The following is an 18,168-nucleotide window of genomic DNA, read 5'->3' as shown; positions in this document are numbered from 1 at the left end:
CGCTCCGATCAGACAGGCTCGGGGACTTTCAGTTCCCGACGTAGGGCGGTGAAGTCGGTGATGGTCTTGGTGGCGACGTTCGCGACCGGTCGGGCATTGCGGCCGGTGGCCTCGGACTTGGACACCATCACCACGCCGTCGATGTAGGGCTGAATGGTGGTGGCGTTCTGCACCGTCGCGACGATCACCAGCTGGAAGCCGAACTTGCGGAACGCCTGCAACGCCTGCGAGGCGAACTGCGGGTCGGACTTGGAGAACGCCTCATCGAGCATCAGCTGCGCGAAAACCGGCTTGTTGTCGCCGCTTTCGGGATTGGCCAGGTTGAAGCTGAGCGCTCCGGCCAGGCAGAAGGCCATCAGCTTCTCCTGCTCGCCACCGGAGTTGTCACCGGCGTTGCTGTGCGTGCGGATCAGTTCGCCGCTGGCGACGTCCCACTCGGCGCAGTCGAACGTGAACCGGTTCCGCACGTCGAGCGCATCGCGGGTCCAGGCGCGGTCCTCGGGGTTGTTGCCCGCCAGGCGGTTTCGCAACCGCAGGATGTCGGCGTACTGCTCGAGGATCGCCTTCTTGTCGCCCAGGCCGACCTCGGCGATGCGCCGGGAGATGGCCTTGACGATGTCGGTCAGCTCGGACACCGCCGCCATGCTGCGCGGGTTGGCGCGCAGCGTCAGCCGGGTGCCGCGGTTGAATTCCACCGCCCCCAGACCGGTGTTGACGCGCTCGATCTGCTCGCTGATCCGCCGGGTCTCCTGCTCGGCGACGCGGTGCAGCGTCAGGATCGCGTCGGGCGCCTGCTCGGTGATCAGTCGCATCATGCGGTCGTAGGCGTCGGGCAACTCGCGCTCGTCGATGTGACGGCAGACCGCGACGTAGTCGTAGATGCGCTCGTCGAAATCGTCCGAGTCGTTCGGAATCGCATCCGGGAACGACGCGTCGAACGTCGCGACGATGCGCGACAGCTCCTCGTAGGAGCGCCGGCGGCTCTCGGTGAGCTGGTCGCGTTCGCGGCGGATGGCCGCGAACAGCGCCTCGCGGTGCGGCTCGGGGTTGAGCAGTTCCAGCGGCACCGGGACCTCAGCGGCATAGCGGCGCAACAGATCTGTGGCCTGCTCCGACACCGCGGCGGGGGAGAGCCGGTCCTGCAGATCCATCAGCTTGGTCCGGCGGGCGTCGAGATCGTCGCGCCGCGTCTGGATCGCACCGCGCCGGGTCATCAGGGTCTGGATGTCGACCCAGCACTCCTCGGCACGCGCCGACAGTGCCTCGATGTCGGGATGGTCGGCCAGCAGCAGCTCGTACTGCTCGCGCAGCCGATCGGCGTGGCCCTCGGCGGTGTCGGTGTCGATCTGGCTCCACTGCGGGAACTGCTCGTAGACGGCCTTGCATGCCGCCGCGCGGTCGCGCCAGCGTTGCCGTTGCGCGGCAATCTCATCCGCGGCCCGCCGGGCGGTGTTGAAGGCCTCCTCGGCCTCGGTGAGTTCGGCGTGGAGCGCCTCCAGTTTGGCGCCGATGTCACCCTGATAGATGTACTCGGACGGCTTTATCGGACGCCGGTCGTCCTTGATGGCCAGCCGATCGGAGTCCTTGTAGAGACCCGTGTCGGTGACGGCGCGGCGGAAGCGCACGAACACGTCGGGGGTGTCCACGCAGATGTGGTCACCGGCCGCGGCGATCACATCGGCGGCCTCGGCGGCGCAGGGATGCTTCGGCTTGACCAGGAACAGCTTGCCCGCCAACGTGTTCGGCTCGGCCTCGCGTCCCGAGGCGCCGGCTCGCACGTGGTGCAGCGCCAGCCGCCCACGCATGTTGGTCTCGTTGACGAATCGCAGCACCTTGGCGTAGTGCTGATCCGGCACCAGCAGCCGCAGGCCAACCCCGCGCAGCACCTTCTCGACCGCGAGCCGCCAGCGGGAGTGCTCGGGCTGCAAGTCGAAAAGTTCGGCGACATAGGGCAGTTCGGCGGGGTCGATACCGACGCCCGCGCAGATGTGGTCGCGCATCGTCACGGCGGACTCGGGAAGCGCCGAGCCCACGTGCTCGACGCGCTTGAGTTCCTTGGCCGCGTTGTCGCGCAGGATCCGCGCCGACTTCTGTGCGTACTCCGCGTCGGTGGACGCATCGCGCCCCCACTCGAGCTTGCCCAGCATCTCGGTGGCCTGCCGGGTGAGTTCCTCGCGCAGGTTCCAGAATTCGTCGGCCGTATCGGGCACTTCGACGCCGAGGGCCGCGACCATCTCCTCGTAGGCCGCGCGCCGCCGGGCCACGTCGTCGGCCTGCGCTTCGGCGGCATTGACCTGGGCCTGCAGCGGGCCGACGTTCGCCGATGCGCCGTTGATCTGGGCGTTGAGCGAATCACCTTCGGCCTTGGCCAGATTCAGCTGCCGCGTCAGGTCGGCGTTCTCGTTCTCCAGCTGGTCGATGGTCGCATCGAGCGTCTCGATCTCCGCGGGGCAGTGCCGGAGCCGCACATGATCGGTATAGGCCCGCACCATCGGCAGGTCGACCAGGTCGATGATGCCGAGGTCGGTCGACTCGGAGGCGTAACGCACCTGGATGGCCTCGATGTCACCGAGGATCTTGCGCTTGCGCTGAGCCACCGCGAGCAGTTCCCGGGCCTCGACCAGCGGATCGATCTGCTTGAGCGCCTCAGGCAGCCGGGCCAGGCTGTCCGGTTCGTCCAGCATGAACTCGCGGACGAACTGCTCAAGCCCACCAACGCTTTTCAGGGACTTGGCCTTGCCGAGCAGCTGCTGTGCGGCGTCCGACGCGCGGATACCGATCGAGGCATACAGCTGCGCCAGGTACTGCGACTCGACCTTGGTCGTGAACCGCCAGCCGTCACCCTTGAACACGCCGGCATCGAACCGGCCCGCGGCCCACCGGTTGCAGACGTCCTCGATGTCCAGGTCGCCGTCGCCGATGACGAACCGGCTCGACGAATCCGAACGCGATTCTCCGGTCAGCCATTTGAGCACCAGGCCCGTGATGGTGCGGCCCGTGTTGCTGGTGTAGGTCACCGCGACGGCGGACCAGGTGGTGCCTTCGCCGCGCAGGTACATGACCTGGCTGGTGCCGGCTTCGCTGCGCTGGCCCCAGGCGCCGCGGACGTACTTGTCGACGGTGCGGCGGCCCGCGCTCGAGCCGGCCGCGGTGTTGTCGCCGGACGCGTTGAAGTTGCGCCGGTTGAACGGCAGGAAGCCGAGCGAAATCGCGTCCAGCAGTGACGATTTACCGCTGCCGGAGCCGCCCGCGACCAGTGAGCCGCCGGCGCTGAACGGGATGCTGTGATAACCGTCGAACACGCCCCAGTTGATGATCTGGAGCCGGGACAGATGGAACTGCTCAGACATCGGCTTCAGTACCTCCGCCGGTGAGTTGTTCGAACTGCTGCTGCAGCTCGGTGATCACCGAGGCCGTCATCACCGCCGTGATGACGGGGCTCACGGTGTAGCTGTCCTCGTCGTCGCGGCTACGGCGCAGGATGTCGAGACCGGTGAGGCGGGCGATGGCGGCATCGATCCGGGCGGTGAAAGTGACTGCGTCACAGTCGGTTTCGTTCAGCACTCCGCTGAACATGCCATGCATCTCGTCACGGGTGATGAGGAAGCTCTGGTCGCCGCCGGCGCGCATCAGCTGCGCCAGGTGCAGAGCGAGAATCGAGTCGTAGGTGCCCAGCGGCTCGCGGCGCAGCAGCTTGATGCCCTTGGCCGACTCGTAACGGGCCTGCTCGATGAACGCGATGTCGACGCCCTCGGAGATGCGCAACTGCAGGTCGAGTTCGGACAGCCGCACCGACAATTCGTTGCGGTACTCCAGGATCCAGCTGTAGATGTTTCGGTCGGACTCGCTGCTGATGTAGCGGCGGGTCAGCAGGTGCTGCAATGCCCAGCAGGCTCGGTCCGGCATGGCGCTGACGTCGCCGTCGAAGCGTGGACGCCGCTGCTGCACCGCGCGGCTGGTGCTGTCGACCTCGGGCAGCGAGGCGAAATCGATGGGTGAGTCAGTCATGAAGGGCTCCCGCCACGGCAACAGGCTCGGTGAACATCAGATAGGGCACCTCGATCTCGCGGTCGCGGCCATCGAGCGACCGGAAGCGCACCGACATGGTGTCGTCGCTCGGGCCGCCCTGCCCGCCAGGCTGTTTGAGGGCCCAGGACCACAACACGATGACGTGGCCCAGGTATGCCGAATCGAGCAAGGAGACGGCCTCGGCGAGTGACACCGGCCGTCGCGCGACCGCGGCGTTGAGCATCTCGGACATCGCGGGCGCATCGACCTGGGTGGTCAGTGCCGCGAAGGTGGACAGGTCGACGTCGCCCTGCGCCGCTTCGGCGGGCTTGGGTGCCGACAGGTCGCCGATCTTGAAACTCAGCGCGCCGATCGAGCTGATCGCGTGCCGGGCCAGGGGGACCTCGATGTCCAGCCGGGAGTCGGTGAGGGACGACTTCAGCAGTGTCCGGGCGGCGCCGATGGCCTCGTTGAGCTGGCGGGCCACGCCTCGGCTGGACTCCATGGTGCCGAACGCGGTGAACCGCTTGACCCGCTGCGCGCAGCGCTGCTGGATGCGTTCGACCTCGTCGATCTGGTGGCCGATCAACTCGAAGAACCCGGCCATCACCTTGCGCAGTGCCGGGTCCAGCTCGGGGAGCGCCGACGCCACGGTGGCGATGTCGGTCTCGAATTCGGCGCGCTGGTCGGGGTCGTTGATCATCCGCAGGAACGCCCGATGCGAATCGCGGCCCGCAGAATCCCATGCCGCCTGGTAGTCGGCGTACATCTGGCGCTGCCGGTCGCGGTACTCGATGTTGGTGTCGATCGGATCGTCCAGCGCCTGCGTGGCCTGTTCGATCATGGTGCCGTAGAGGCCGATGTCGGTGATCAGCCGTTCCATCTGCAGCGCGATGGCGCGGGCTTCGTCGTACATGTCGGTGACGTCGGGCTCGGGGCGCAGGCCGGCCTCCAGCTCGTCGAGCTCGCGGTGCAGCGCGGCGATCTCGGCTTCGATGCCGGCCCGGATGCGGTCGGGGTCATTGCCGGCACGGGTGGCGATCTGGCGCATGCGGGACGCGATGCCGGCGATCGAGCCGCCGGTGGCGATGCTGTCGCCGCGGCGCATGCCGCGCACGAAGTCGAGGGCGCGACGGGCGTCCTGCGTCAGATAGCAGACGTTGCGTTCCGCGCCGGCGCGCGTCTCGGTCACCCGGTGCACCCAGCCCTGGCTGGCCCACGACTTGATCAGGGCCAGGCCGGACTGTCCGAGCTGGTCGTCGGTCTCGCCGAGCGTCGCCAGGTCGCGTTCCAGCCGGACCACCAGATCGGTCTCGGCGATCATGCCGTCACTGAGGTGCCGCTCCATCAATGTGGCGTAGACGCCGAGATTGTTGGTGGCCAACAGCCGCACCGCGCGCGAGCCCTGAACGTCACGGTTGAGTTCGAGCAACTCGGCGGCCGACAGCGCCGCATTCTCTTGCACCCGCAACCCCTGACCAGCCTGACACGTCGGTGCGTTCCACCGCCGGTCCAAGATACTTGGCGAAGCGACGGCGGGCATCGGCGGTCGTGCTCCGCAGCGCCCGCAGGGACGGCTGCCGGAATTGCCCGGGACGACGGGTCCCATATGTCGTCTCACCATGTGGACACCAGTCGGCGTCGCGGCCGGCTGTTGTCGGGGCAGCCGCAGCAATCGCGTTGGCGCGGCGCTCGGGCTCGTGCTTGATTTGCCCCGGGCGGGGTTACGGCGTCCCGGCCGAGTTCACAGGAACGCCTTCGCCGATGTGAGATGCCGGTCACGATCATCATGCGATGTGGTCTCGGTCACGATACGAAAATCACGCCTGAGCATGACTAATCGGAATATATCTGGCTGGTCCGTCCGGCATTCCGGGGTGGCGCAGCGGGATTGCTCAGCGACCTAAATGGGTTTGCCGACTGGCCATTTGCCCGGAAGGTTAGCGGGGCTATGAACGGCGCTTTACCGGCTAATACGCAAACCAGCTTGGTGTGGCCTGTGAGCCGCATGCCGTCGCTATCGATTCGTTACGACTTCGTCAAAAACTCTGGATTAACTCGGTTACTCGTCGGTAAATTACCGGCCAGTAAGCAAGCCGACCCCCGAGGAGTCACTTCATGAATGTTGCGGTTCGTCGCCATACCAAGGCGGGTATCTGCGCAGCGACCACGGCGGCCATCGTGGTCAGCCCGCTGTTGCCGTCAGTGCCCGCCGCCGCGCATCTGCCGGCGCTGCCGTAGGTCAGCACCGCCGCGGTGCAGCTGACCGCGGCATACAACCCGCTGCAGCCATGGCTCGACGCGTTCAACACCGCATCGGCCAACGCGGGGCGCATCGGTGAGGCCTTCTCCGAGGCGCCGGCCGTGTTGTTGCAGCAGTTCCTGGCGAACCAGATCAGCCATGTCGGGGCCATCCTGCAAAATCCCGGCAACATCGGCGCGGTGATCCAGGATGTCGGGCAGAACGTGAAGTCGGCGATCACCGCAGCCACGCTGCTGGGGACCAAGCCGGAGGACTGGACCATCGCCGGCTCGAACGACGTGTGGCACGGCCTGGTCGCGCAGATGCTCCCCAACATGCTCCCGACGGCGGGCAACCCGCAGGCATCCGCGATCGTCACGCAGGTGGTCAACGTGCTGGCATCACCGCTCAGCGGCGTGCTGATGGGTTTGGTGGGTCCCGGCATCAGCCCCGTCGTGGCGCTCGTCAACAGCATCACCAAGATCGCGACCTCGCTCGCCGCGGGTGACGCGATGACCGCAGCCCAAGCCGCCATCAACATCCCCGCGGCCATGGTGAACGGCTTCCTCAACGGAGCCAACCTGAACCTGGATGTGCTGGCGCCGCTGATCACCAAGACCATGCCGGCCGGCAACGAGCTGCAGAAGCTCAACATCCAGTTCGGTGGGCTGTTCACCGCTGGTGTGACGGGCATGGACATGACCGGCATCGGTGGCTCGATCCTGAACTCCCTGGGCCTGACGGCCGAAACGGTGCTAGCCCCGGGATTCCCGTTGGAGATCACCGGCCAGGGCATCGGACCGATCGGTGCGCTGGTGAACCTCAGCCACCTGCTGGCCAAGGCCATCGGTTGGAGCGGTACCGGTAATCCGTTGGCCCCCAAGGCTGCTGCCGATCCGGCTGCCGCCACCCAGGTATCGGTGACCAAGGCGGCCACCGACAACTCGATCACCTCGATCCCGCAGCCTGCGTTGGCGGTGACTCCGGTGAAGGCCACCGCGGCCCAGGCTCCGCAGACGGTCGAGAAGCCTGCCGCGTCGGCCAAGTCGGAGACGCCGGCGACCCCGGCAACTCCGGCCACGCCCGCGACCCCGGCGACCCCCGCCACCCCGGCGACCCCGGCAACTTCGGAGACGCCCGCAAACCCGGCAACTCCGGCCACGCCCGCCACCCCGGCGACGCCTGCCTCTCCGGCGAAGTCCGACAACCAGAAGTCGGATGACCAGAAGGCGGACTCGACCAAGTCGGACACGAAGTCGGACACCACCAAGTCCGAGACCAAGAAGTCCGATGCGAAGAAGCCGAGCAAGCAGAAGTCGGAGAAGCCGAAGCCCGCGAAGAAGCCGGCGAAATCCGCTGCTGGCCAAGGTGGTTCGGCCAACGGCGCCGACGGCTAGCACGCTTCGGCCGCCTCGAGCAAGTAGTCAGCAGCAAGTAGTCGCAGTCAGTGGGCCTCCCTGCTCGGGGGAGGCCCACTGATTCCCGTCGGACCTTCCGTCCGATCAACCGAGCTCTTTTGTCCTGCCCAAATCAGCCCAATCAACTCGTCAAGAGGAGTCGTTCTCATGGATTCAGCGGTCCGTCGCCATACCAAGGCGGGTATCTGCGCAGCGACCACGGCGGCCATCGTGGCCGGCCCACTGCTCACGTCGGCACCCGCCTCCGTCAAGCTTCCGGCGCTGCCGTCGGTCAGCACCGCCGCCGTGCAACTGACTGCGGCGTACAACCCGCTGCAGCCGTGGCAGGACGCGTTCAAGACCGCCGCGGCGAATGCCGGGCGCATCGGCGAGGCCTTCTCCGAGGCGCCGGCGGTGCTGCTGCAGCAGTTCCTGGCGAACCAGATCGACCACGTCGGGGCCATCCTGCAGAATCCCGGCAACATCGGCACGGTTTTGGGCGAGATCGGGCACAACGTGCAGTCGGCGATCACCGCCGCGACGTTGCTGGGCACCGACCCCGGCAACAACTCGCAGTCCGTCGAATCGAACGATGGCTTCCACTTCATCCTGCTTCAGGTGATTCCGAAGCTGCTTCCGACGGCCTCGAACGCCATGGCCAACCGGGTCGTGCAGGAAGTGTTCAACTTCCTGGCATCGCCGCTGAGCGGGGTCCTGATCGGCCTGGCAGGACCGGCGATCAGCCCGGCGGTGGCGCTGGCGAACAGTCTCACCAGCATCGGTGCGTCCCTGTCGCAAGGCGACGCGGCGAAAGCGCTGCAGACCGCCATCAACATCCCGGCTGCCATGGTGGACGGCGTCCTCAACGGCGCCAACCTCAACTTGGACCTCGTGGCCAAGCTGATCAACAAGACCATTCCCCTCAGCGACAATGCCGTCGTCAAGGCGCTCAACATCCAGTTCGGCGGACTGTTCACCGCCGGATCGACGGGCTGGGACCAGATGAGCCTCGGTGGCTCGATCCTGAACTCACTCGGACAGACCGTCTATGCCGACATCATCGGGACGGACCTGCAGATCGACGGTCTGGGCATCGGGCCCATCGGCGCCATGGTGTCGCTCGGCCGCATCCTCGCCAAGGCCATCGGCTGGAGCGGCACGGGTAATCCGCTGGCGCCCAAGACCACCGCCGATCCGGCTGATGCCACGCAGGTGTCGGTGACCAAGGCTGCGACGGACAACTCGATCACCTCGATCCCGCAGTCCACGTTGGCGGTGACGCAGGTGAAGGCGACCGCGGCGGAGGCTCCGGAGGCGCCCGCGAAGCCTGCTGCTCCGGCCAAGGCGGAGACCCCGGCGACCCCGGCAACGCCCGCAACTCCGGCGACCCCGGCAACTCCGGCTACCCCCGCCACGTCCGAGACCCCGGCCACTCCGGCTACCCCGGCCACTCCGGCGACCCCGGCGACGCCGACGAAGGCCGACAACCAGAAGTCGGATGACACCAAGCCGGATACCACCAAGTCGGAGACGAAGACGTCCGAGACCAAGTCCGACACAACGAAGTCCGAGACCACCAAGTCGGAGACCAAGAAGTCCGAGTCGAAGAAGCCGGGCAAGCAGAAGTCGGAGAAGGCCGAGAAGCCGAAGCCTGTGAAGAAGTCGGCACCGGCGAAATCCACTGCAGCTCAGGGTGGTTCGGCCCACAGTGGAGCCGACGCGCACTAGCTGGTACCTGCCGAGGCCACGGTTTCCCGGGCGCCGACGATGTCGCGCGGGAAACCGTGGCCGCGGCGTTACAGGAGCACGTACCGCGACCGGTGATGCAGCCGGAAACCCATCGACTCGGCCAGCGCGATCGCCGGCGCGTTGTCGTCGGGAACCCGGACGTAGGCGTGCGTCGCGCCGCGGCCGGCGGCCCCGGCCACCAGCTCGGCACAGACGGCCCGGCCGAGTCCACGCCGGCGTTGCGGCTCGAGCACCGCGACGTCCGACAGCCCGGCCCACACCCTGCCGCCGGGCGCCGTGGTCACGGCGACCCGCCCGACCGCCGCGTCGGCCACCGTGGCGAATGCCACGTCTCCGTCGACGACGGTGCTGAGCAGCTCGACGGGCACGTCCTGTGCGTGAATCTCCAACCATCGGGCATCCGGATGCGAGGGCAATTCGGCATGGGTGGTGCCCGACAGTTCCATGGTGAGCACGCGATTCGGCTCGACGCCTTCGGAACGGACCGGCAGCAGCCGCTCCGGCAGCGCCACCCACGGTTGCAGTCCGTGTTCGGCGTACCAGTCGGCAATTGTCGGCAGGGTCGTCAAGTCCGACGAAAAGAGCAGCGGCACAGCCGAGTTGGTGCGCTTGTCCGTCCCGCCGGCGCGCAGCAACCAGCCGCCGGCCCAGTGCCGTTCGGTACCCGGCCAGGCCAGGGCGGCCGCGTGCTCGACCGCACGTATCTCTGAATTGCGCACCGGGGCGTGCGACAGCTCGCGCACCGACATCACCGCGGCCGGGCCGATCTCGACGCGCTCACCCGATTTGGTGCGCACCACCACGACCGGGGTGAGCGCCTCGAGGTGCCCGACGACGTCGGTGAAGGCCTGGGATTCGGGGCCGGCCTCGGGCAACCGGTAGCGTAACGAGACGCGGCTACCGACCGAAGGCATCAGTGCCCGAACGGGTCGTCGACCTCGCCCGGCATCCAGCTCAGCCCCGGCACGCCCCACTTGTTCGACTTGACCATCCGCTTGGCGGCCCGCGCGTTGCGGCCGATCAGGCAGTCGAGGTACAGGAAGCCATCGAGGTGACCGGTCTCGTGCTGCAGCATCCGGGCGAACAGACCGGTGCCCTCCAGCTCGACGGGCTTGCCGTCGGCGTCCAGACCGGTGACCTTGGCCCACGAGGCGCGGCCGGTCGGGAACGATTCGCCGGGAACCGACAGGCAGCCCTCGTCGTCGTAGTCCGGGTCGGGCATGGTCTCGGGGATCTCCGAGGTCTCCAGCACCGGGTTGATCACGACGCCGCGGCGCCGCGCGGTCTGGCCGCGGTCGTCGGCGCAGTCGTAGACGAACAGCCGAAGCCCGACACCGATCTGATTGGCGGCCAGGCCCACGCCGTTGGCCTTGTCCATCGTTTCGTACATGTCATCGATCAGCGCGGCGAGATCGGAAGGGAGGGAGCCGTCGGCGCCGACGGCCACCGGAGTGGTCGCGGTGTGCAGAACAGGGTCACCGACGATGCAGATTGGACGGACAGCCATGACGAGCAATCTTAATGATCCGACTCGCGGGTAACGATCACGGCTCAATACCGTCGGCCGTGGTTGAATGTTCGCCGAACCACTTGCAGCGTCCCAGATCCGTTGTGACGCACGAAACAGGCTGGCATATACCGAGATCAGAGAAAGGGTCCAGGGGCGAAATGGACGGCGCTATGGCGCGTACTGAGCGATCCGGGGACGACTCTGAGCTCGCTGACGGGTTGACCCGTCGCGAACACGACATTCTTGGTTTCGAACGTCAGTGGTGGAAATTCGCGGGTTCCAAAGAGGACGCCATCAAGGAACTGTTCTCGATGTCGGCGACCCGGTACTACCAGGTGCTCAACGCCCTGGTCGACCGGCCAGAGGCGCTGGCCGCGGACCCGATGCTGGTCAAGCGACTGCGCCGGCAGCGCGCCAGCCGACAGAAGGCCAAGGCCGCGCGTCGTCTCGGTTTCGAAATAACCTAGCTTTTCTGCCCTGAGGGTCCGCCTCGATAAGGTGGGGAGCAATGAATCAGCGAGAGTCTTCCGGACTGCCCCTGCGCGCCATGGTCATGGTGCTGTTGTTCCTCGGTGTCGTGTTCCTGCTGGTGGCGTTCCAGTCGCTGAGTTCAGACAGCAGCTCCGACTCGAGCTCGTCGAGCAGCTCCGCCAGTGCGACGTCCGCCACCGCCACCACGACGTCGACGACGCCCGCGCCCGCCAAGGCCGACGTCAAGGTGTTCAACATCTCTGAGGTTGCCGGCGCCGCGCAGACCGTCGCCAACAAGCTGCACGAGCAGCAGTGGAACGTCACCGAGACCGACAACCTCAGCGTGGACGCCCCGCCGCCCGCCACGACCGTGTATTTCGGTGACGCCGCAGGGGAGAAGGAAGCCGCCGAAGCGGTCGGCAAAATCCTCGACGCACCCGTCGAACCACGCATCCCAGCGCTCAATGACAAGGGACCGGGCGTCATCGTTCTGGTGACCGGTTAGGCTCTCGGGCATGCCGATCTCAGCCCCGATTCGCTTCCTCGCCGCCGCTGCGGTCATTGCACCCGTCGTCGCTGCGTGTGCGCCTCCCGGACAGGTCCCCGCAACCACTCCTGGCACCACGCCGGCGATCTGGACCGGCGTCGAGCACGCCCCGCAGGGCCACGGTGAAAAGGCCGGCGAGAAGGCGGCCCCGCAGGCCGCCCCGATCGGCGAGAAGCTGGTCACCGAGCTGAAGACCCCCGAGGGCACCACGGTCGCGACCGCCGAGTTCCTGTTCAACGGTGGGTTCGCCACGCTGACGGTCAAGACCACCTCCGGCGGCGTGCTGACGCCCGGATTCCACGGCCTGCACATCCACTCGGCCGGCAAGTGCGAGCCGAACTCGGTGGCGCCGACCGGTGGCGCCCCCGGCGACTTCCTGTCCGCCGGCGGACACTTCCAGGCTCCGGGCCACACCGGCTACCCGATGAGCGGTGATCTCGCCTCGCTGCAGGTCAAGGGCGACGGCACCGGCTCGCTGGTGACCACCACCGACGCCTTCACCGCCGAGCAGCTGCTCGCCGGCAACAAGACCGCGCTGATCATCCACGAGAAGGCCGACAACTTCGGCAACATCCCGGCTGACCGGTACCAGCAGATCCAGGGCGCCGCACCGGGGGCGGACGAGGCTTCGATGAACACCGGTGACTCCGGTAAGCGCGTGGCGTGCGGTGTCATCGCTGCCGGGTAGCGCGGACAGCCACACCCCACCGCGAATCGATTTCGCCGGGTCGCCACGGCCGACCCTCGGCGTCGAATGGGAGTTCGCCCTCGTCGATGCCCGCACACGCGACCTGAGCAACGAGGCCGCCGCGGTCATCGCCGAGATCGGCGAGACGCCGCATGTGCACAAGGAATTGCTGCGCAACACCGTTGAGGTGGTCACCGGTGTGTGCGACACCGCCGGCCAGGCCATGGACGATCTGCGGTCGACGCTCGGCCCGGTACGCCGGATCGTGCGCGACCGCGGCATGGAGCTGTTCTGCGCGGGCACTCACCCGTTCGCCGAGTGGGAGAGCCAGCAGCTCACCGAAGGGCAGCGCTACGCCGAACTGATCAAACGGACCCAGTGGTGGGGCCGGCAGATGCTGATCTGGGGCGTGCACGTCCACGTCGGGATTTCCTCGGCGCACAAGGTGATGCCGATCATCACGTCGTTGCTCAACCAGTACCCGCATCTGCTGGCGCTGTCGGCGTCGTCGCCGTACTGGGACGGTGAGGACACCGGCTACGCCAGCAACCGGGCCATGATGTTCCAGCAGCTGCCGACCGCGGGCCTGCCATTCCACTTTCAGAAGTGGTCTCACTTCGAGCGCTTCGTCTACGACCAGCGCAAGACCGGCATCATCGACCACATGAACGAAATCCGTTGGGACATCCGGCCGTCGCCGCATCTGGGCACGATCGAGGTCCGGATTTTCGACGGCGTGTCCAACATCGCCGAACTCGGTGCGCTGGTCGCGCTGACGCACTGCCTGATCGTCGATCTGGACCGCCGGCTCGACGCCGGCGAGCAGCTGCCGACCATGCCGCCCTGGCATGTGCAGGAAAACAAGTGGCGCGCAGCGCGGTACGGACTGGACGCCGAGATCATCCTGGATGCCGACAGCAACGAGCGGTTGGTCACCGAAGATCTGGACGAGCTGCTGAACCGGTTGGAACCGGTTGCGGCATCACTGAATTGCGCCGACGAGTTGGCCCGGGTCGTCGACATCTACACCCTGGGCGGCTCGTATCAACGCCAGCGCCGGGTCGCCGAGGAAACCGACGGGGATCTGCTGGAAGTCGTGGACGCGTTGGTGTCGGAGCTGGTGTTGTAGCCGTGCCCATCACGCCGATGTTCCCGCTGGAGTCCGCGCTGCTGCCCGGCGACGAACTGCCGCTGCGGATCTTCGAGCCGCGGTACGGCGAACTGGTGCGGGACTGCATGGCCGCCCCGGAGCAGGTGTTCGGCGTGGTGCTGATCTCGGCCGGCCGTGAAGTCGGCGGCGGCGACGCCCGGTGCTCGGTCGGGGCGCTCGCCCAGATCGACCGGTGCCAGCCGCAGGGCGTCGGCCGGTACATGCTGAGCTGCAGCGTGACCGACCGCATCCGAATAGTGCAGTGGCACAACGACGATCCGTATCCGCGGGCCGAAATCGAGCGGTGGCCCGACGAGCCCGGGCCGGTGGTCCCGGAGGCGTCCATCGTGGCGGTCGAGGACCGGATCATCGCGCTGTTCGAACGCATCGCGTCGGCGCAGGGCGCACGCCTGCGGGACCGGGCCTCGATCCTGGCCAGGACCGTCAAACCCGATGTGGGACAACGCCTCTACGCGCTGGCCGCACTACTGCCGATCGGCCAGGCCGACAAGTACTCCGTGCTGGCCGCGCCGAATGCCGCGGCCCGGCTGGACGCGCTCGAAGAAGCGGTCGAGAGTCTCACCGCGATGGTGGAATTCCAGCTGTCCGAGGAGTAGCGGCGGCCGTTCCGTGCAGGCAGGGGGGTGCGGCACCGCTTATCCTTGACACAGCTTGTTGTGTTACGGGGAGGGTTCACGATGACGGGTTGGCAGGGGAGCGGTTACAACGGTCCCAACCCAGGTGGCGGCGCGGGCAGGTCGTCCGACGAAGAAGAGACGGCGATTCACCAGACCACGCCACCGGCCGCCCCCGGATGGCCGCCGCAGACGCCGCCGCCGTTGAGTCAGCCGCCGGCCGGTCAGCAGCCGGCAGGCCCGCCGCAGACACCGGCGTGGGGCCAGCCGGCCGCGCCGCAGACCGGCGGCTGGGGCCAGCCGCCGAGCGCTCCCGGTACCGCCCCCATGGGCTGGCCAGGTGCCCCGGGTGCACCCGCAGGTGGCTACGGCGCCCAGCCGTTCGTCACCCCGCCGAAGAAGAACAAGGTGCCGCTGATCATCGCGGCCATCGTGGTGGTGCTCGTCGTACTGGGTGGTGGCATCTACTACGTCTACGACTCGTTCGGTTCGGGAGACAGCAGCGGCTCGAGCTCCGCCAGCGAGGTCGTCAAGGGCTACCTGGAGGCGCTGTCGAACGGCAATGCCGACATGGCGCTGTCCTTCAGCAACGACCAGCCGGCATCGAAGGAGTTCCTCTCCAGCGACGTGCTGAAGAAGCAGACCGCCGAATGGCCGATCAGTGACATCCGCATCCTGAACGAAGACAAGACCATGGAGTCCATCGGCCGCGCCGACGTCCATGTGGCGGCCAAGTTCGGTGACAAGAATTCCGACGCGACGATCCACGTCAAGAAGGAAGGCGGCAAATGGCAGCTGGCCCACGCCGCCGTCAAGGTCGATCTGTCGTCGCTGAGTAGTTCCAACAACGCCGCGGACAAGACGATGACGGTGTTCGGCAAGGAGATCGGCGAGGAATCGGCGATCTATGTGTTCCCCGGCTTCCTGGAACTCGGCAGCACGAGCCCGTACGTGACGGTCACCAACAGCAAGCCGCTGCTGCTCGACGCCATCGAAGGGTATTCGGCGAGCGCCTACCTGCAGCCGAAGTTCGCGCTCAACGACTCCGGCACCAAGACCATCACCAAGCTGCTGGATGCGGCGTACGGCAGCTGCTCGTCGTCGCGCTCACTGGTGCCGCCGGCGCCCTGCCCGGTGAAGCTGAATGATCGCGATCTGGTCGACGGCACCGTGACGTGGAGCCCGCCCGACATGAGCGCCGTCAAGGTCGGTGATCTGGACGAATACCGCATGGAGGTACGTATTTCCGGCGAGGTCCACTACGACGTGAGCGGCCAGGGCCGCAACGGCGGGACCAAGCGCGGCACGGTGACCTCGTACGTCACCGGCACCACCGCCGACGTCAGCGGCGAGCAGGTGAAGATCAAGTTCAACTGAGCTTGGCGTCCACGAACTCGCTGCCGATGTCCGGCACCTCGGCGGCGATTTCCGGCTTGTACCTGGTGGTGACCTCGACGGAGGTCTCGACGCGGGCCTGCCAGCCGTGGCGCGTCAGCCACTCGGCGACGTCCTCGCGCGGCTCCGGGTAGAAGAGCTCGGCGACGTCGGTCACCTGCTGACCGGCTTTGGCGGCTCTTCATGATTGAGGGTGTAGAACGGTCAGCTGCTGTCGGCCTGTGATTGGGGTGTCTGGTTGGCTGGGTGTGTGCCGGAGGAGAAGCGGAAGAGTAAGAGGAAGAGCGCGGTGTCCGGGGGTGGTGTGGACCTGTCGATGCTGCAACAGCTGATGGCCGATGCTGGCCGGGATTTGTTCGCGGGAGTGTTCGATGAACCGACACCCGAGGTGGGAGCTGTGCCGGAGCGTGTGCGGGGTTTCCGGGTGCGGGTCGACCTGATGTACGCCAAGCCGCCGATCTGGCGTCGTCTGGTCCTGCCGGGTGACCTCGTGCTCGATGAGCTGCATGACGTGCTGCAGGTTGCGATGGGCTGGCAGGACGGTCATCTGCATAAGTTCGGTGTCGGGGCGGACCGGCGTACCCGTGTCTACTTCGTCACCAGATTTGATCTCAGCGAAGGCGACGACGGTCTCGTCGAGGACGGTGTGCGCCTGGATCAGGTGGTCTCCGGTAAGGGCGACCGGTTGTTCTATGACTACGACTTCGGCGACGGATGGGAGCACGTGCTGGTGGTCGAAGACGTTCTCGATGATCCACCTTCGGCTCCGGTGTGCCTGGCGGGCAAGATGGCCTGCCCGCCGGAGGATTGTGGTGGCTTGGGCGGCTATGAGGAATTGGCTGCGTGGGTTCGTGGCGGGTACGACCCGCGGGCAACACCGATGGGGCTGGGTGCGCAGGAGATGCGCGACTGGCTGCCCCGAGGCTGGCACCCCGATCGTTTCTCGGTGACCGAGACCAATGACGCTCTGGCCGCGTCGAATATGCGTTGAGGACTCTTCACTGCCGAGGTGCAAGGAGCTGAGTTCGGAAGCCTCCGGTCTCGAGCAGTGACCGGGCGATGTAGTTGGTGAGGTTGCGGAAGCCCAGCGCGGATCCGCGCAGGTGTTCGAGGCGGCCGTTGATCGCTTCGGTGGGCCCGTTGGAGGTGCCGGGGCGGTCGAAGTAGGCCAGCACGTCGGCGGCACGCTTCTTCAGGGTCCGTCCCAGGGTGATCAGTTCGGTCAGCGGCTTGGGAACGCCGGTGCTCAGCGTGGTGATCAGCGCCGCCATCATCGTGCGGCCTTTCGTGCGGTCGGGTTCACGATACGCGGCCACGGTGCGCTGATACATCTGCCAGGTGGCCTCGACTTCTGCGTGGGCGTCGGCGGCGAACAAGGCGGCCAGCCGGGTGCGCTGGCGGTCGGTGAGCAGATCGGCACCGGTGTGCAGGGTGCGTCGGCAGGTGTAGAGCGGGTCGGACTTGCGGCCGCGGTGCCCACATGTCGCCAGCTGCACCCGGCGGCGGCACTCATCGAGGGCGTTGCCAGCCAGGCGCACCACGTGGAAAGGGTCCATCACCGTCGCCGCCTCGGGCAGTTCCTCGGCGGTAGCGGTCTTGAACCCGGAGAAGCCATCCATAGCAACAACGTCCACGCCGTCACGCCAGTCCTGCGGCCGCTCGGCCAACCAGTCCTGAAACGCCTTTTTTGAGCGACCCTCGACCATGTCGAGCAGCCGAGCCGGACCGGTCCCGTCACGCACAGGGGTGAGATCGATGATGACGGTGACGTACCTGTCACCGCGACGGGTGTGCCGCCAGACGTGCTCATCGACGCCGATCACCGCCACGCCGTCGAAACGGGCCGGATCGGCGATCAGCACCCGTCGGCCTTCTGCCAGCACCGCGTTGTTGGCGGTGTTCCACGACACCGCGAGCGCTTCGGCGATGCGAGCCACGGATAGATGCTGGCAGACAATGGCTTCCAGCGCCCACCGCAGAGCACGCCGCGACAGCTTGGCACGTGGTTCGGCCATCCTGGTGGTGTCTTGTCGCCACACGTGGGCGCAGCCGGCGCACCGGTAGCGACGGATGGTCACCAGCAGTGTGGTGGGGCGCCACCCGAACGGCTCATGGGCCAGAGTACGGGTGAGGCTGTCGCGTGGGATGCCTTCTTCGCCGCAGCGACGACACCACCGGTCCTCGTCGGTCACCCGGCACGCCAGCACAGCACGGCCGGGCTCAAGGCGTTGTCCGGTCACCTGCAGCCCAAGTTCGTCGAGGCGGCAGAAAGTCGTCAGGTCAGCGCAGGCGAAGCCCGCCCGACCGGTAGCGTCAGGCACGTCGAGGTCTTTCGGATGAGGAGTGTAGGAACCCTCATTTTCGAGAGACCTCGAC

At 67.0% G+C, this 18,168-nt stretch carries 17 protein-coding genes; 10 read left to right on the top strand and 7 right to left on the bottom strand.

The annotated features are described in order from the left end of the window. Positions 1 to 8: 8 nt before the first annotated feature. The 3 genes from ACJEIK_RS24440 to ACJEIK_RS24430 are packed head-to-tail and all read right to left on the bottom strand — an operon-like array spanning position 9 to position 5,473. Positions 9 to 3,350, bottom strand: coding sequence for an ATP-binding protein (locus tag ACJEIK_RS24440; RefSeq protein WP_061001376.1), 3,342 nt, complete (start codon positions 3,348 to 3,350; stop codon positions 9 to 11). Beyond that, positions 3,343 to 4,008: a DUF4194 domain-containing protein gene (locus tag ACJEIK_RS24435; protein ID WP_212807116.1), complete on the bottom strand. Its 666-nt coding sequence runs from the start codon at positions 4,006 to 4,008 to the stop codon at positions 3,343 to 3,345. Before ACJEIK_RS24435 ends, ACJEIK_RS24440 begins: the two co-directional genes overlap by 8 nt. Then, positions 4,001 to 5,473, bottom strand: coding sequence for a DUF3375 domain-containing protein (locus ACJEIK_RS24430; RefSeq protein WP_212807115.1), 1,473 nt, complete (start codon positions 5,471 to 5,473; stop codon positions 4,001 to 4,003). Before ACJEIK_RS24430 ends, ACJEIK_RS24435 begins: the two co-directional genes overlap by 8 nt. 653 nt (positions 5,474 to 6,126) lie before the next feature. Between ACJEIK_RS24430 and ACJEIK_RS24425 the strand changes: the two genes are divergently transcribed. The 3 genes from ACJEIK_RS24425 (at position 6,127) to gjpA (ACJEIK_RS24415) (ending at position 9,375) form a co-directional block, all read left to right on the top strand. Beyond that, on the top strand, positions 6,127 to 6,249 hold the full coding sequence (locus ACJEIK_RS24425; protein ID WP_256370121.1) for a hypothetical protein: 123 nt from the start codon (positions 6,127 to 6,129) through the stop codon (positions 6,247 to 6,249). Between the two features lie 15 nt (positions 6,250 to 6,264). Then, positions 6,265 to 7,647, top strand: a complete 1,383-nt coding sequence (gene gjpA / locus ACJEIK_RS24420; protein ID WP_244872765.1) for an outer membrane porin GjpA — start codon at positions 6,265 to 6,267, stop codon at positions 7,645 to 7,647. Positions 7,648 to 7,815: 168 nt separating this feature from the next. Continuing rightward, positions 7,816 to 9,375 carry an outer membrane porin GjpA gene (gjpA, locus tag ACJEIK_RS24415; RefSeq protein ID WP_409430419.1) on the top strand — a complete coding sequence of 520 codons (1,560 nt, stop codon included), beginning with the start codon at positions 7,816 to 7,818 and terminating at the stop codon, positions 9,373 to 9,375. Positions 9,376 to 9,443: 68 nt separating this feature from the next. Here the strand turns inward: gjpA (ACJEIK_RS24415) and ACJEIK_RS24410 are convergent, their stop codons facing one another. Both ACJEIK_RS24410 and ACJEIK_RS24405 read right to left on the bottom strand, forming a co-directional pair. Beyond that, the gene (locus ACJEIK_RS24410; protein ID WP_061001371.1) at positions 9,444 to 10,310 is read right to left on the bottom strand and encodes a GNAT family N-acetyltransferase; all 867 of its coding nucleotides are present in this window, start codon (positions 10,308 to 10,310) and stop codon (positions 9,444 to 9,446) included. Next, on the bottom strand, positions 10,310 to 10,903 hold the full coding sequence (locus ACJEIK_RS24405) for a peptide deformylase (protein ID WP_061001370.1): 594 nt from the start codon (positions 10,901 to 10,903) through the stop codon (positions 10,310 to 10,312). The genes ACJEIK_RS24410 and ACJEIK_RS24405 overlap by 1 nt, the downstream gene beginning before the upstream one ends. A 161-nt stretch (positions 10,904 to 11,064) precedes the next feature. Between ACJEIK_RS24405 and ACJEIK_RS24400 the strand changes: the two genes are divergently transcribed. The 6 genes from ACJEIK_RS24400 (at position 11,065) to ACJEIK_RS24375 (ending at position 15,774) form a co-directional block, all read left to right on the top strand. Then, on the top strand, positions 11,065 to 11,373 hold the full coding sequence (locus ACJEIK_RS24400; protein ID WP_029105136.1) for a DUF3263 domain-containing protein: 309 nt from the start codon (positions 11,065 to 11,067) through the stop codon (positions 11,371 to 11,373). A gap of 41 nt (positions 11,374 to 11,414) precedes the next feature. After that, complete coding sequence (locus ACJEIK_RS24395) at positions 11,415 to 11,882, top strand: LytR C-terminal domain-containing protein (RefSeq protein ID WP_061001369.1); 468 nt, start codon at positions 11,415 to 11,417, stop codon at positions 11,880 to 11,882. Positions 11,883 to 11,892: 10 nt separating this feature from the next. Further along, positions 11,893 to 12,612: a superoxide dismutase[Cu-Zn] gene (sodC, locus tag ACJEIK_RS24390; RefSeq protein ID WP_064860084.1), complete on the top strand. Its 720-nt coding sequence runs from the start codon at positions 11,893 to 11,895 to the stop codon at positions 12,610 to 12,612. Then, complete coding sequence (locus tag ACJEIK_RS24385) at positions 12,593 to 13,741, top strand: glutamate--cysteine ligase (RefSeq protein ID WP_061001367.1); 1,149 nt, start codon at positions 12,593 to 12,595, stop codon at positions 13,739 to 13,741. The genes sodC and ACJEIK_RS24385 overlap by 20 nt, the downstream gene beginning before the upstream one ends. Before the next feature lie 2 nt (positions 13,742 to 13,743). Then, entirely contained in the window at positions 13,744 to 14,379 is a 636-nt protein-coding gene (locus ACJEIK_RS24380) for an LON peptidase substrate-binding domain-containing protein (RefSeq protein ID WP_061001366.1), read from the top strand. 81 nt (positions 14,380 to 14,460) lie between these two features. After that, positions 14,461 to 15,774: a DUF4878 domain-containing protein gene (locus ACJEIK_RS24375; protein ID WP_061001365.1), complete on the top strand. Its 1,314-nt coding sequence runs from the start codon at positions 14,461 to 14,463 to the stop codon at positions 15,772 to 15,774. Here the strand turns inward: ACJEIK_RS24375 and ACJEIK_RS24370 are convergent. Next, positions 15,767 to 15,949 carry a hypothetical protein gene (locus ACJEIK_RS24370; RefSeq protein ID WP_409430418.1) on the bottom strand — a complete coding sequence of 61 codons (183 nt, stop codon included), beginning with the start codon at positions 15,947 to 15,949 and terminating at the stop codon, positions 15,767 to 15,769. The genes ACJEIK_RS24375 and ACJEIK_RS24370 overlap by 8 nt on opposite strands. Positions 15,950 to 16,081: 132 nt before the next feature. On the opposite strand from ACJEIK_RS24370, the gene ACJEIK_RS24365 reads away from it, so the two are divergent. Beyond that, entirely contained in the window at positions 16,082 to 16,783 is a 702-nt protein-coding gene (locus ACJEIK_RS24365) for a plasmid pRiA4b ORF-3 family protein (protein ID WP_052583420.1), read from the top strand. A 7-nt stretch (positions 16,784 to 16,790) separates the two neighbouring features. On the opposite strand, the gene ACJEIK_RS24360 is transcribed toward ACJEIK_RS24365, so the two are convergent. After that, positions 16,791 to 18,113, bottom strand: a complete 1,323-nt coding sequence (locus ACJEIK_RS24360; protein WP_052545499.1) for an ISL3 family transposase — start codon at positions 18,111 to 18,113, stop codon at positions 16,791 to 16,793. Between the last annotated feature and the right edge of the window lie 55 nt (positions 18,114 to 18,168).

Origin of the sequence: Mycobacterium sp. SMC-16, from assembly GCF_046250085.1 — a bacterium.
GTDB classification, from domain to species: Bacteria; Actinomycetota; Actinomycetes; order Mycobacteriales; family Mycobacteriaceae; genus Mycobacterium; species Mycobacterium phocaicum.
The sequence above is the reverse complement of the archived record's forward strand: the minus strand, read 5'-3'. Positions and strand labels throughout refer to the sequence as shown.